Below are 14,433 nucleotides of genomic sequence, written 5' to 3' on the forward strand. Positions count from 1 at the left end.
GATATCACCTCCCGACCGCTACAGCCGACACGGCGCGTGTCTCACCGACGGACCGCAGGACGAACTCACCCAGATCCTGTTCGGCGACCTCGCGAGCGCCTTCGATGATCTGCATGATCTTGGCGTCGCGGTAGAAGCGGCCCGCCCTGCTGCCAGGAGCACAGCCCGCGGCTCCCAGTATCTGCACCGCGCGCTCACTCGTCGCCGCGGCGGCTGCTGCGGCGGCGTATTTCGCCGCGATGGTGGTCAACTGCGCGGTCGGTTCGCGATCGATGCGATCACGGGCCGCGCGGGCGCACAGTGCGTCCGCGGCCTCCACGTCCACCCAGCCGCGCCCGAGCATGGCGCGCACCGAATGGTGGTCGGAAAGCCGGACGCCGCTCTGTATCCGGTCGTGCGCGTGCGCCGCGGCATCGGTCAGGCACGCCCGCGCCATACCGGAGCAGCCCCACGCGATCGTGTAGCGGCCGTGGTCGAGTGCGGTTCCCAGCACGTGCGAAAGGCCGAAACCCGGTCGGGCGAGGATGTCCTCGGCGGGCACGCGCGCCGCGTCGAAAGTCAGATGGGCGATGCGCGCACCGCGCATGCCCAGCTGATCGGTCACCGGTTCCACCTCCACGCCGGGCTGGTCCGTCTCCACCAGCGCGGCGACCGGACCGTCCTCGGATAGACCCGCCACCAACACGACATCGGCCAGCGCCCCGAAGGTGACCCAGATCTTGCGACCCGACACGCGGCGCTCGGGCCCAGAACCGGTGAACCGGGTGGTGATTCCCGAAAGATCGCTGCCCGCCCCGGCCTCCGTCGCCGCCAGACTCGCGACCAGCTCGCCGCCTGTCAACGCGGGCAGCCAGCGCATGCGCTGCTCGGCGGTGCCCCAGCGATCGACGGTCGCGGCGACCATGCCCTGCACCGTGAACAGCGAGCGCAGCGACGTGCACACCGCGCCGAGCTCCGCGGCCACCCGGCCGGTTGCCAGCGCATCCGCTCCACGACCGCCGTAGCGCGTCGGTCGGTCCATGCCGAGCACGCCGGCCTGTGCGGCGGCGGCCACCACCTCGCGCGGCATCCCCTTGCTGTCCCAACCGGCCGCAGCCGCACCGGCGCGGCGCAGCAATGTCGCTAGCTCGCTCACCTGCTCGTACCGAGGTCGACGGTGTGCCCGCACTTACGAGTGACGAAGGCGGCGGCCCGCCGCGCGGTCCGGAAGTTGTCCAGATCCAGGTCGTCCATGTCGATCTCGAAGTCGAACGTGCGCTCGAGATAGGCGACGATCTCCAGTGCCCGCAGCGAATTCACCAGGCCCATACCGAAGTAGTCATCGTCCGGCTCGAGTTGTGTCGCCGTGACCACACTGAAATGCCGTACCAGCCGCTCCACCAGCTCTGGATGCGGCGGGGTGCCTTGGTCGCTCATCTATTTGCCCCGTCCTCGCCGGATATCTCCTCCGGATACCCGGTTCGGAAAGCTACCGGCTAGCGGTAGGTCGCGAATGCCCCCAATTCGTCTGCCACCGGTGTCCCGGGATCGACTGTCGGCCGCAAGTTCGATGGCCGAAAGCGTTGTGGTATAGCACTTTTCGAGGTTCGACAGTCCCGCTACGACTTCGGTTCGCGCCGACCACGCCGACACGCCACGTCATCGGACAGTCGCCGAGCGGTCAGCGGTGATTGCCGACCGGACGAAGCGAGAGATCGCGTCGAGTCGTTTGGACACCACACGGTCCGACGTCATCGCCGCTCATCGATTGGGGTTGGACCACGGCGGGACCGCGGGTTCACCCCGGCAGTGTGGTCGATCCGCGGGTGCCGCAACCGTGGCCGCAGCCGAAGAAGGGTCGCTCGCCCTGGACATTCACTCACGTCATGTTTCCGCATCTCGTCGCGATCGTTGCGGGGACTGCGCTTTTCATGCTCGGACTGAGCGGAGCGTTCGGGCCGATCTGAGAAGGGTCGTGTGCGAGCCGAAACCCGCGGACTCGGTCCGACCGAATGTCAGCCGTTGCCGTAGACGCGATCCGGCACGACCAGAACGACCGCACGACGCTCGTCGGCCATGACCCTGTCGTACTCGTCCCAGTCCTCGTGAGTGCCACCGGCCGCGGTGAACACCTCGCGCAGCAGTAGCCGCAGCCGCTCGGCATCGATGCCGGGGACTGGATCGTCCGGACCGACGATCCACACCGGCCCCTCGGCGGCGGCCCACTCCCAACCGACACGGACCACGACGGTCATCCGCGCTCGGGCCCGCAGGTTGGCCAGCTTGCGTGTACCACCGCGCACCACCACCCCCACCACATCCACGCCGGTCGCAGGGTGCTGCAACACACCCGCGTTGACCAGTGACGACTGAATCGTGCCATCCGCACGCAGGGTCGAGACAACGCAGAGTCCGTGGTCGCCGGCGATCAGCCGCGCGAAGTCCGCCAGATCGGTCACATGAGGAGTCTACGTACCCAGATGTGCGCGCGACGAAGCCGACACAGCGGCGACTTGCACCGGCCGCAGGACGCAACGCGTGCTGGCTCCGGTATACGGGTGTGTCCGTTCCCCGCTACCGCGTAGACGCGGTGGTACCAGGGCGGTTCCAGCACGATCCGATGGGATGCGGGGCGGGCGGATCGAAGCCGATCATGGCGCAGGTTCGGTCGATTTCGTTGTGCGGGTATGCAATTCTTCGATCCTCTGTGTTTGTGACCTTTACCGGTAGGTGGCGGGAAATCTTCTACGTTGTTTGGCGGCCGGTGATTCGTCCTCATCGAACAAGCGGATGCTGTGCAAGCCCCGCAGCCCCTGGCAGCGAGGCACGAACGAAAACACCAATCGCCCACTGCGTCAATACCTGCCAAAAAACGCCGACCTACGCCAATTCAGTCAAGCCGACCTCGACACTATCGCTGACGAGCTCAACCACCGACCCGCAAGATCCACGGCTACCGCAGTCCCGCAGAGGTCTACGCTGAGCATCTGAACAGCGGTAATGCGCTGACCATTTGAGCGCAGCCCATGAGCCAGCGACTGTTGCAGCCCCATCCATGTGGAGCTGGCTGCGACATCTCGCCTCAGATCACATGGCCGCGCGAGCCCGAGCGTATGCCGGATACTTCTGCACCAGTGCCGCGTCGAAAACAGCTGCCCTCTCGACCGAATCTGTGGGGGTGAACTCTGTGCGACCCAGATACCAGCGCATCAACGCCGCAACAGCGTTCGGCTCGTTGTTCTCGATCCCTAGCACAGCGACGGCCCGCAGCCGCGTCGCGTCGGGGTTGACCTGGTCGAGAACCTGCATCGGATTGCCGCTCCTGGCGAGTTCTAACAGCTTTACCAGCGAATCTCGCTCAGCAAGCCACTCCGCTACCGGTCCGCGGACGTACCGCATGAACATCTCGACGTAGTAGTCACTCTCGTCGAAGAAGAACAACATACGATTTGGATCGTTCGGGTTGTCGAAGTGAGCGAATGTGACCAGTTGGAGCTGGTCATCGCCACTGAGTCCTCGCTGAGACACCAACCGCGCCATCTCACCCGCCGCGGCCGAACCTAGCCACACCTTCCCTCGAAAGCCCATACCTTGCCGCGACGACTCGGCCACGACAGCTGCGGTCATTCCCGCAACCCCGCTGTCCGGCAAGGTGAACCATGAGTTCCGCAAGCTGAGATGCTTGCCCTGGAATACCTCGGCAGGCCGCCCGTCCAGTGGCTCCGATGTCTCGAAGCCCGCTTCGGTCATGGCCGTGGTCAATCGCTCGGTGGTCTCGTTCATCAAACGCGAGACGCGATCCGCGCCAGCGGCGCGCTTGCCCGCTCGTGCTCGAAGCCGAGCGGACGCTGCAGCCTTGCTGGGCTCTTGTCCTGTCCGCAGCCGCACACCGGACTCGGGCTGCGCATTCGTCGTCCAAGCGCCCACGCGTACCACCCGAAACTGCCGTCCCGCCTGCGCACTCAGCTGCAGGAGTCGTTCCAAGTGTTCGACGTCGACGGCGGTCAGGCTGTAGCCGTCGGCGTCGAGCTCCAACGACAGCAGGGCAGAACCGGATTCGAGGCAGCGCTCCCCGATCTCCTCGAGCAGCGAGACGGTGTCGTCACCGGTGTCCCAGGCCGCGTTGTCTCCGACGAACCCCCTGAACCAACGCCATCCGAACTTGCGCGGAAACGTCCTCAGCGCTTCCAGGCTGCTGCGTATCTCGTCCGGATCGGACCGCCAGTCGATGTACGCGCTGAGCCCCGCATCATTCAGCGCCCATCGCAGGTCGTCGAACGGGTCGTCGTTTGTACCGCCAACAACCGCACTTACTACTGCGGCACGAGTCGGAGCGATACACCGAGCGACCTGCGCCCACGCTTCCCTGCGCTTCTCCAATTCCATTGCCGAGCCTCCCCATGCACGATGAAACCAGCAACTTACCGACCGGCACCGACAGCCTTCGACCCGCGACCCTTCGAGGCCGATGTCTTGTACTCGGCATTGCAGTGCGCTTGCCTACCTCCGACCGAGCATCAGGCGGCCAGAAGCAAGGCTTCAACCCTGCTGAAGAGCACTCCGCACATCGCTGAACGCGGCTTCGAGCATCGACAGTCCGGCCGGGTGTTTCCGCAGGAGCAGGCGTTCGACTTGGCGCTCGCGCTGGCTGAGGACCGCCGCCGCGCCATCGCCCGCAAGACCCGCGACGGCTTGGAATCCGCTGCCCGGCAGGGACGTAAGGGCGGGCTGGCCCCGCGTCGTCGACGACGACAAGCGACGCGCGATCCTCGTCCGCCACGCCGAGGGCCAATCACTGCGCGAGATCGCCCGCAGGTCGGCGTCAGTCTCGCCATGGTCCAGGGCGAGGTGAAAGCAGCCGCGGCAGTCATCCGTCCAAGCTGACCAAGCTCGAAAATTTGTCGGTCTGTGGTGTGAGACTTCGGATGTCATTTGCTCGCGGCGGGATAGGAAACGACATGGGCGATACCGACGACAGGCCCACGGTCAAACTCGTCACGCACTGTCGCCGCTGCCATGGCTGGCTGGTATCAGCCGCGTCGGTCGCGCAGGGCATCGGCCCGACCTGCGCGATCCGCGAGCGTGCCGAACAGTACTCGGCCACCACTCAGGAGCTCACCTTGTTCAACGTCGCAGCTCAATTCGGCCGTTCGCTTCCGCCCGTGTCTGCTGGTTGCCCCGATTCGAGTGCGCCGTCCGGGGACGCGGCCGATACCGACGCGGTGGACGGCACCCGAATCGGGTGATGCGGCAACGGGATTGAACGGCTTGTCCGACGCACAGCGAGAACAGGCCATGCAGAGGTTCGCAGTCCTGCGCCCGCACCTCTGGGGCGTAGCCGAATTCAGCACGGCGTTCAGTCGCTGATCGCTCAGCAATGCCAGCGCAGTGGAGACTCGGCTGTGGCGGGATCGTCGCACCGCGTCGGACATGTCGACAGGTTCCCCTCGTTGCGCCACGACCTCACCGTACGGGAGGCTCTACCGCAGCCACCGCCGTGCGGCGTCGGCGCTGTCCTCGGGGCTGGTGTTGAAGGCGATGGCCGCGCCGGGCGCATGCTGCCGGACCAGGTTGACCACCTTCTCGAAGAACTCGAGCAACGGCTCGGGCTTGCGGATACCGCCACCGATCACCACGCAGGCGTAGTCCTTATCGGTCAGCGCCTCCACGATCGCTCCTTCGGCGTTCTCGTCGAGGGCGACCAAGCACAGGTCGGCCTCGATGCCGTATTCACCGAAACGGGTCTGACCGCGGATTATCGCTGCCTCAACCGGTTCGGGATCCCAGCCCGGGATCCTGGCGGGGTCGAGACCGATCACCAGTACGCGCCCCAGTGCCATGCGTCCTCCTTCCGACCGAAGGCTACTCGGGTGGGGCCCTGCTGCGCGGTATCTCCCGCATCGACATCGCCCGGGCGAACCGCTACCGAAGTTGGCTCCTATGGCCAGGGCGATCTCAACAGAAACTCTGCCGTGTGTGGGGCACCCGCAACGGAGTCCACACCCGGCGATACGCTGACCCGACTCGCACCACGATGTTCGCCCAAGACAGTTCTCACTGCCCGAGGCAGTACTCGAGTCCGACGGCAGTCGCAATAACGCCGACCGAACAAGGCGGCCGGAGCCGACCGCGAAACACGCCACAACCACGCCGATCGGTCACCGGTGACATATGCGTGATCGATCACCGTTCGAGTGCTGAAAACGTTGACAAGGAATCACGTTCGGAACCGACGACCGCGGGAGGCCGGGAATGAGACTCGAATCGACTGCGGCACGCGAGCGGTTCGCAGCTCGCCGTGTCGCCCGGCTGGCGACGATAACGCCGGGCGGGCTCCCCCATATCGTCCCGATCGTCTACACCGTGGTCGGCGATATCGTCTACACCGGCATCGACGCGAAGCCGAAAACAACGACAAGCCTGCAACGGCTCGCGAACATCGCGGCCAACCCCGCGGTCGCCCTCCTGGCCGACCACTACAGTGACGACTGGACCCAGCTGTGGTGGGTTCGCGCCGACGGCACCGCCCGTATCGCGGATGCCGACGAGGCACGAACAGCCGAGCGCCACTTGGCCGCACGCTATAGCGCCTACGCGACGCAGCCGCTGATCGGACCCATCATCGCCATCGACGTCACACGCTGGTCGGGATGGTGCGCAAGCTGACCCGCGCCGTTCGGAATCGGCCCGGGTGTCGACGTTCGGCAATCATGGTGTGGATCCGTTTGCGCCGCAACAGGGACCGGTTCGATGCCGCCGAGTAGGTGCGGTCGGCGATCACCACGTCCGGGTTACGTCGCGGCGGCCCGCAGGCCAGGCGGGGCACCGCGACCGCGTCCAGCAGTGGTGGTAGCAGCAGCGAGTCGTTGGTTGCCCCGGCGTAACCAGCACGGCCAGCCCGCGACCGGCCCGCCGGTGGCCAGGTGAACTCTGGTGGTCAGCCCACCGCGGGAGCACCCGATGGCTCTACGGCCCACGCGGCCTTGCGATTTCGGGGCGAAACCTTTTCGGCCGCAAGATGCGTCGTCGTCTGCGACTGCGGCGGGCCTTGTCCCGGCGCGCAAAAAGGTCGGCGTTCCACTTCTCTCGGACGACGAAGCCGATAGTCTTCTGAATACCGCGATCTGTCACAGTCAATTTCCGACCAATGCCGACTACACACGTTTTATTGGTACCCAAGGGCATTTCGCACCCAGGCATTGAGACGGCCCGTCACCGGCCCTGGAAATGCCGAACACGCTGCGGTCCGGGGTGGGAAACGATGCCGACGCGCTTGTGCCAATGGGCCAAAACTCTGCCGACCAGACAGCATGGGAGACACCTGCCCGAGGTTACCGCGGCAATACATGGCCTTGGGATAGCCAACCGACCCGGGCCAAATGCAATGTCGGCGGCTCCGGGACCGGTACAACGACGCCGGCGGATACCCACGTCAATGGAAGAAGCTTCGAGGACCCGCGTTCCATCCAGGGGTAACAGACCGGACGACCGGCCGTTGAACCACGCGGTCATGGTAAACCAATCACGTTGCATTCCAGCCTACTTTGCGCTTCTGACCGCGGACAGTCGTTCTGGTGAGAACCGTATTTCCGGTGAGATCGAATGCGCTATCTTTATTGCGGAATACTGGTCAAACCTACATGGCGCAATCTCTCATCTCATGGCACATCAGGCCCGAGGAGGATTCGACTATGACGACGTACGCACCAGTCATCATCCAGCAGGCGCAGTTCCCGATCGTTGAATCGTTCACCCAGGACGCCGTGACCAACCCGCACTGGCAGTTGCTCGGCAGCGCTCGGCTGAACGGCGGCAGCCTGGAGCTCACCCCCAACGCCAATTCCCAGGCCGGGACGGCGTTCCTCGATCAGGAGTTCTCGTCCAAGCTCGGCGTCACCATCGACTTCGATTACTCCTGCGAAGGAGGATCCACGCTCGGCGACGGCTTCAGCGTCTACGTGATCGACGGCGAGCACACGACGCAGCCCGGCGGCATCGGCGCCGCACTCGGCTACTCCTTCACGAAATCGTCGCAGGAACAAATCGTCGCGCCGGGAGTCACGGCCGGGTTCGTGGGCGTCGGCTTCGACAATTACGGAAACTTCGCCACGCCGCTCGCCGGTACGGGCGGCGGCACACAACGGCCCAACACCGTCGGGGTACGCGGACCCGGCAGTCTGCGGGAGGGGTTCCGCTGGCTCACCGGCGTGCAGGTGCCGGGCGGATTCCGCGCGGCATGGGAGCGCGGCGCCCACATCCAGATTTCCATCATCGGCGGCCGACTGACCGTACGCCACGCGGACAAAGCAAACCCGAACGGCACCCTGCTGATCGACAACTTCGATCTCGTCAGCACCAACGGTAAGGCACCGGTGCCCGAGACCTTCAAGCTGGGGTTGGCGGCCGGAACGGGCGCCGCGACCGCGTCTCACCGGATCAGGAACCTTACGGTGACCCTGCCCGCGGACATGCCGCTGGAGATGACCGGCCCGGAGAAGGCGAAGTCGGGACATCGGATCACCTACACCATCAACGTGCAGAATCTCGGCCCCAACGACACCCCTGACGCTGTGTTGGAGGGAGCAATTCCGACAGAACTGACCGATTTGGAGCTGACCTGCCAGCCCGAGAACGGGGCCGTCTGCGGCACCGGTTCGGTCCGGGACGGCTTGTACTTGCCGATCGACCTGCCCAAGGGCAGCAAGGCGACGGTCACCCTGTCCGGCACTATCGATCCGCAGTTCGAGGGCCGGCTCACCTGCACCAGCATGATCACGTCGCCGTCACGCGCCAATACCGCCAAGCAGCACTCCGGCTCGGTCACCACCGACGTGGAACGGCCTCCCGTCACAGTCACCCCCGAGATCGTCGGGCAGTGGGCCCAGACGTGGCCCGAGGACGCGAAGGGGTGGGTGATCAGCTACGAACTCACCCTGGCCGCCCACGAGCAGCGGGTGGTGTGGTGGGAGATCCGCTTCGACGTACCGCCGCGAACCCGTATCAATCCCCAGCAGACTCAGTGGTACAAGGTGATCAAGGACGGCACCGACGGATCCGTCATCATCGCTACGCCCGACGACACCCACACCATCGAGCCCGGCACGCCTCTGCCAGTGGCCGTGCAGCTGCTCTACCCGTCCCAGCACGAGGCCGGTGACGGCATCCTGCGCAACCTCCAGGCAACCGAGGTAACCCACCCATAGGTCCAGGGTCGAAGCAATCCCGCGAGCGGACCACGTGTCGGAACCTTGCCTGCTGTTGAGGTAGCCGACAGCACGCCGTGTCCGCAGGTGATGATCGGTATGACTGGGCCAAGCCTGGAAGCCTTTGCCCGCCGTGCCATTTCACCGAGAACCTGGCGGCCCGCCGGGGGTAAAGAACCAACCCCGGCGGACTGGTCGAGGCCAGCATCCAGCTACTGGGGCCCGGCTTCAACCTCGCGATAGGTTGGTCAGTACCTGACATCCCCTACACCCCCAGAGGCTCGGGCGAAGTTACGGCCCACACGGCCTTACGCCTTCGGCAGCAGCTCCCACTGCTTGTCGGCCAGAACCCGGTTGGATGACCGATCGCGGTCACCACGGCATGATGCACGACCGGCTCCGGACATGTGGCCGATCGATTCACGTCATCAGGAGACCAGAACCTAGTCGGCGCTGACCGCTTCGACGATCCCGATTCGTCCAGCCCGACGGGCGGGCGGGATCGCGCCTAGTAGGCACAGCCCCAGGGCGACGGCCGCGTACACCAGTGCCAACGGATGCACCGTGTAGGTCACTCGGATCGACGTGGTCGCCGACAGGATCATGGTACCGAGGTAGTGCAGACTCGCCCCGAACACCAGTCCTATTGCACCGCCGACGATTCCGACCGCACCGGCCTCGGCCAGCACTGCCCGGGTGATGAACCGCCGGGACGCGCCGATCGCCCGCAGTACCCCGATTTCCCGGCGACGCGCGAGTACGGACAGCATCAGGGTGTTCAGCAGTGCGATCGCGGTGACCAGAGCGATCACCCATTGGATGCCGATCGCCAGAATCCCGCTCTGCTCGATCGCCCCCCTGGCGCCGTGCAATGCGTCGGCTCCGGAATAGGCGAGCACCGTTTCGGGCAGCACGGCCCGGACCGCGGTCTGGGTGGCGGCGGGATCGGCCTGCGGCATGAAGTCGATCTCCAGGTAGGTCGCCCCGTCCCGGGCCAGCCACTGCTGCATCGCGGGCAGTCCGATCGCGATCAGCCCGGCGTCCATGGTGAGGTAGTCGACCGTGCCGAGGATCGGCGCGCGCCGCACGCCGGTCGGCGAGGGCAGTTCGAGCACCGCACCCACGCGCAGCCCGGTGGTCTTGGTGAGCTGGCGCGAAATGACAACGCCTTCACCGCGGCCGACCCGTTCACGCAATTGCGGTGACATCAGCCGGAACGCGGGTGTCGCCGACTCCGCGGGCGCGCCCTCCATCAGAACCCGTGCGCTGCCGACGGTCACGTAGGCGTATTGCACCGGGATTACACTCGCCACGCCCGGCACCGCCCGCACGGCCTCGCTCAACCCGGAGGGCAGGATGGGGCTGGTCGGAATCATGTCCTTCGAGGTGCCGGATACGTACATATCCGCATCGGCCAGCGAGGCGAGTGTGTCGGAGGACGAGTCGACCATATCGCGGAGCGCACCCTGGGTCGCGATGCCCGTCGCGACCGCTATCGCCACCGTGATCGCGGTCGCCCAGACCCGGCGCGGCGCCCGATGGATGGCGGTGGCGGCCAGTCGGCCCGGCGCCCCGAACCGCTGCGCGATCGCACCGGACGCCCGGTTGATCGGGCCGATCAGCACGTAACAGATCCCCAGCGCACCCGCCGTACCCAGCCCGGCCGCGGCCAGCGCCCACCGATCCTCGACCGTACTCGCGAGGACGACGGATGCCGCGATCGCACCGATGGACAGCACCGGAGCCAGCAGCCGGGACGACCGGCGCGCGTCTTCCTGCGTGACGACCTCCGCGGGGACCAGCGCTTCCACAGGTGATACCCCGAACACCGTCCGCGCCGCCAGCGCCGAGGCGGCCAGACATGCGACCACGCAGGCCAGCAGGGTCGCGGGAATCGCATACCAGGGCAACAGATATTCGATCCTGGCGTCGATCGCCTGCACCAGGAACGGTGGCAGCATGCCGATGATGAACCAGCCCGCGGCCATGCCCGCGGGTACCCCGAGTGTCGCCCCGACCAGTCCGATGAGGGCGGCCTCGACCAGCAGATCCCGGACCAGCGCCGAACGCCGCCCACCCAGGGCGCGCAGCATCGCCACCGTCGGTTTGCGTTGCGCCACCGCCATATTCATCGAGTTGAACACCAGGAACGCGGCGACCACCAGCGCGATCGCGGCCACCATGAGGGTGGCGTCACGGGTCAACCCGGTCGCGCTCGCGGTCTGTTCGGCGCGAAATCCCGGTTCGGCTACCAGCGCCTGACCACCGGTGGCGGCCACCAGGTCGGTGCGCAGCGCGTCGACATCGGTGTCCGGATCGGCAAGCACCAGAATCGAATCGAGGCGATCGGGGCGTTCGGCGATGCGTTGCGCCTGTGCGATGGTGGTGACGACGAAACGGCCGCCGTTGAGTCGGGCCGCGGCCGGATCGTCGATGACGAGCGCCACCGTCGCGCGCTCGGGACCGAGTGCCAGCGGCGCACCTTTCACGGCGTTCATACCGGGACCGGCCAGCACGCCATCGATCGGCAGTCCGCCCGCGGCCAGCTGCCGTTGCAGCGTCTGCTTCAGATCGCTATCGATACTCAGGATGGATGCGTCGACACCGAGCACCAGAACGCGGGCATCACCCACTCCGAGCTGGGCGCGCACCGTCGGCACCGCGACCCGGACCCCCGGGGTCGCGACGATGCGCGGCAGCAGGTCTCGGCTCAGTCCGCTGTCGGCGACCGCGGTCACCTCGAGATCGGCATTGCCCGCGATGCCCGACGCGAGCCGCTGGACCGATCCGGTCATCGAACCGTAGATCCCGAGCACCGCCACCAGCAATGCCGCCGACACCGCGATCACCCCGACGAGTACTGCGGAGCGGGCCCCGTGTTTGCGCAGTTCGGTGATATTGACGACGCGAAATCGGTCCAGCCCGGCCCGAATACCCACTTACCGCCCCTTTCGATATCCCCGTTCCGGTCACCGTAATCGACGCACCGCGAAACATCGTGTGTGATAGTCCTAACCGGGGTTGATTTCGCAAACGAAAGGCCGAACCGCTCGTGAGTGCGACGCTGCCTGATCCAGTAGCCATCGCCACCGTCCTGCTCCTGCTGTCCGCCGTGACCGGCGGTATTGATGTCGTGCTCATCCACCTGGTCGTACTGCGTCTGCACAGTCGGCCCGAAACCTTCTACGAACATCAGCTGCACACCGTGCACGCCGCGATGGCGGTGGTCGCGGTGACCCTGCTGTTCTTGGTCAACCTCGGCGGTCTCGGCCTGTGGCTGGCCACCGCGGTCGTCCTCGGATGGTTCGCGGTCGAGGTGGCGGATATGTTGGCGGAGAAGAACAGTCGCGCCACACTCGGTGGACTGCCGAGCTATGAATACGCACTGCACCTGGTGACCTCCGGGCTGCGCTTCGCCTTCATCGCGCTGATGCTCGCCGCCAAACCGACTGCCGCGTGGTCGCTTTCCGCACCCACACTACTGGCCGAGCCACATCCGATGTGGGTGCGAGCGGCGACGCTGCTCGTCATCGTGCCGGGTGTGTTGATCGTCGCGGTGCACCTGTGGCTGATGCGCCCGGAATTCCGAATGAGCGCGGTCCCGGCGGCGCACCCGTGAATCCTCGATCATGTCGTGCCTGATCGCTCGGTGACGACACGTATCCGGTCCTCATCGTCGGTGCGGGCCCGGTCGGCCTGGCGACCGCCTACGTATCGGGCATCAGGAGTCGTTCTCCGACAGGGGAAGTCAGCCGAGCCGGTGCTCCTCGACCGACACGCTCAGGCTCGTACCGTTGAGGTCCAGGTACAGCAGGCGCTCGGTGATCGACAGGGTGGCGGTGTTGCGGCGTTCGACCGCGGCGGCGGCGGAATCAATGAAGGCGCGATCGAAGCTGTAGAGGGGAATCTCCTCGGCGCGATGAATCCGCTTGCCGACGAGCTGCGCGAGCACCTTGGCCGGGTCGCGATGGGTGTAGATGGCGGCCCGCCCGGCGAGTTTGCTGCCTCGATGCACGCGTTCCGCATCGGGGGCGCCGACTTCGATCCAGGCGGTGAGGCGTCCGGTGAGATCACGCACCAGCACCGCGGGCTCGTCGGTAGCCGAGACACCGCCCTCGCTGAAGGCGATGCCTTCCTGATATTCGAGGCAGTAGGCGAGTAGGCGCGTCACCATGAATTCGGCGGTTTCGGAGGGGTGACGCGCCAACCGCAACTGCAGATCCTCGTAGACGCCGCGATCGACGTCGGCCACTTGGATGGCGAAGGTGTGCAGTGTCGCGCTGAGAGCCATAAGGAGCATCAGCCTAATCGACCGCCGCGTTCCGCAGGCGTTCCGCCCTCGATGACAGGTACACCGCTCTCGCCCGCGACCTGGGCGAGGGCGGTGCCGCGTCGGGAAGCGCGCCCGCCGATCCGGCCGGGACGCCGAGGACGTGCTGTGGGATCCGGACCAGATCGACGACGACGTACTCGCGTTGATGTTCATCTCCTGTCACCCCGTGCTCTCGCGGAAGCCCGGGTGGCACTCACCCGGCGGGTGGTCGGCGGTCTGACCAGCGACGAGATCGCCAAGGCGTTTCTCGTCCCGACCGCGACCGTGCAGGCGCGGATCACCCGCGCGAAGAAGACCCTGGGGGCGGTGCGTCGCGCGGGTGCTGGCCCGGCTGGTGCCCAACGAGCCCGAGATCCACGGCCTACTGGCACGGCTCGAGCTGACCGCGGCCCGCTTCCCGGCACGAACGGGACCCGACGGCGAGCCTGTCCGGCTGGCGTACCAGGACCGCCGCCGCTGGGATCGAGCCGCGATAGGCCGGGGCAGGGCCGCTCTGGCTCGCGCGGAACAGGTCGGCCGGGGCCTCGGCGCCTACGGCTTGCAGGCCGCGACCGCCGAATGCCACGCCGTCGCACCGTCGGTCGACGCGACGAACTGGGACCGCATCGTGCTCATCTACGAGGCGCTCGGTCGACTCGCGCCGTCACCGGTGGTCGATCTCAACCGGGCGGTGGCGGTCTCCATGGCGCAGGGCCCGGCCGCCGCGCTGCCGATCGTGGACGAACTGGTGGCCGCCGAGTCGCTGGCGAACTCACACCTGCTGCCGAGTGTTCGTGGAGAACTGCTCACCCGGCTGGGCCGAACGGAGGAGGCGCGCACCGAGCTCGAATACGCGATCGGACTGTGTGGCAACGAGCGTCAGCGGGCGGTGCTGGAGCGCAAGCTGGCCGCCCTGGCATCGGAGAGTTCCGCGTAGGA

General features: G+C 66.4%; 11 protein-coding genes and 2 pseudogenes. 6 read left to right on the forward strand and 7 right to left on the reverse strand.

Translation table 11 applies throughout. From position 1 onward, the window contains the following. Positions 1-4: 4 nt before the first annotated feature. The 3 genes from AB0H61_RS08865 to AB0H61_RS08875 form a co-directional block, all read right to left on the reverse strand. Positions 5-1,135 (reverse strand): acyl-CoA dehydrogenase family protein, encoded by a 1,131-nt coding sequence (locus AB0H61_RS08865; protein WP_357300889.1) that lies wholly within the window; start codon positions 1,133-1,135, stop codon positions 5-7. Further along, complete coding sequence (locus AB0H61_RS08870) at positions 1,132-1,416, reverse strand: acyl carrier protein (protein ID WP_357300890.1); 285 nt, start codon at positions 1,414-1,416, stop codon at positions 1,132-1,134. Before AB0H61_RS08870 ends, AB0H61_RS08865 begins: the two co-directional genes overlap by 4 nt. Positions 1,417-1,994: 578 nt before the next feature. Beyond that, positions 1,995-2,438: a TIGR03618 family F420-dependent PPOX class oxidoreductase gene (locus tag AB0H61_RS08875; protein WP_357300892.1), complete on the reverse strand. Its 444-nt coding sequence runs from the start codon at positions 2,436-2,438 to the stop codon at positions 1,995-1,997. Between the two features lie 337 nt (positions 2,439-2,775). On the opposite strand from AB0H61_RS08875, the pseudogene AB0H61_RS08880 reads away from it, so the two are divergent. Next, positions 2,776-2,996: pseudogene (locus tag AB0H61_RS08880) on the forward strand (IS30 family transposase); the annotation flags it as partial. A 70-nt stretch (positions 2,997-3,066) separates the two neighbouring features. On the opposite strand, the gene AB0H61_RS08885 reads toward AB0H61_RS08880, so the two are convergent. Further along, the gene (locus tag AB0H61_RS08885) at positions 3,067-4,014 is read right to left on the reverse strand and encodes a hypothetical protein (protein ID WP_357300894.1); all 948 of its coding nucleotides are present in this window, start codon (positions 4,012-4,014) and stop codon (positions 3,067-3,069) included. A 923-nt stretch (positions 4,015-4,937) separates the two neighbouring features. Here AB0H61_RS08885 and AB0H61_RS08890 point away from each other — a divergent pair. Beyond that, on the forward strand, positions 4,938-5,225 hold the full coding sequence (locus tag AB0H61_RS08890) for a DUF6011 domain-containing protein (RefSeq protein ID WP_357300895.1): 288 nt from the start codon (positions 4,938-4,940) through the stop codon (positions 5,223-5,225). A gap of 234 nt (positions 5,226-5,459) precedes the next feature. Here AB0H61_RS08890 and AB0H61_RS08895 read toward each other — a convergent pair whose 3' ends face one another. Beyond that, complete coding sequence (locus AB0H61_RS08895) at positions 5,460-5,819, reverse strand: hypothetical protein (RefSeq protein WP_357300896.1); 360 nt, start codon at positions 5,817-5,819, stop codon at positions 5,460-5,462. A gap of 412 nt (positions 5,820-6,231) precedes the next feature. Between AB0H61_RS08895 and AB0H61_RS08900 the strand changes: the two genes are divergently transcribed. After that, on the forward strand, positions 6,232-6,645 hold the full coding sequence (locus tag AB0H61_RS08900; RefSeq protein WP_357300897.1) for a TIGR03668 family PPOX class F420-dependent oxidoreductase: 414 nt from the start codon (positions 6,232-6,234) through the stop codon (positions 6,643-6,645). 1,025 nt (positions 6,646-7,670) lie between these two features. Then, positions 7,671-9,182 (forward strand): hypothetical protein, encoded by a 1,512-nt coding sequence (locus AB0H61_RS08905; protein WP_357300898.1) that lies wholly within the window; start codon positions 7,671-7,673, stop codon positions 9,180-9,182. A 443-nt stretch (positions 9,183-9,625) separates the two neighbouring features. Here AB0H61_RS08905 and AB0H61_RS08910 read toward each other — a convergent pair whose 3' ends face one another. Further along, positions 9,626-12,121, reverse strand: a complete 2,496-nt coding sequence (locus AB0H61_RS08910; RefSeq protein WP_357300899.1) for an FtsX-like permease family protein — start codon at positions 12,119-12,121, stop codon at positions 9,626-9,628. Between the two features lie 113 nt (positions 12,122-12,234). Here AB0H61_RS08910 and AB0H61_RS08915 point away from each other — a divergent pair, with 113 nt between their 5' ends. After that, entirely contained in the window at positions 12,235-12,801 is a 567-nt protein-coding gene (locus tag AB0H61_RS08915; RefSeq protein ID WP_357300901.1) for a hypothetical protein, read from the forward strand. A gap of 129 nt (positions 12,802-12,930) precedes the next feature. Here the strand turns inward: AB0H61_RS08915 and AB0H61_RS08920 are convergent, their stop codons facing one another. Further along, on the reverse strand, positions 12,931-13,473 hold the full coding sequence (locus AB0H61_RS08920; RefSeq protein WP_357300903.1) for a YaeQ family protein: 543 nt from the start codon (positions 13,471-13,473) through the stop codon (positions 12,931-12,933). A 26-nt stretch (positions 13,474-13,499) separates the two neighbouring features. Here AB0H61_RS08920 and AB0H61_RS08925 point away from each other — a divergent pair. Continuing rightward, positions 13,500-14,431: pseudogene (locus AB0H61_RS08925) on the forward strand (DUF6596 domain-containing protein); the annotation flags it as partial. Between the last annotated feature and the right edge of the window lie 2 nt (positions 14,432-14,433).

It is taken from the genome of Nocardia sp. NPDC050710 (assembly GCF_040654375.1).
GTDB lineage: Bacteria > Actinomycetota > Actinomycetes > Mycobacteriales > Mycobacteriaceae > Nocardia.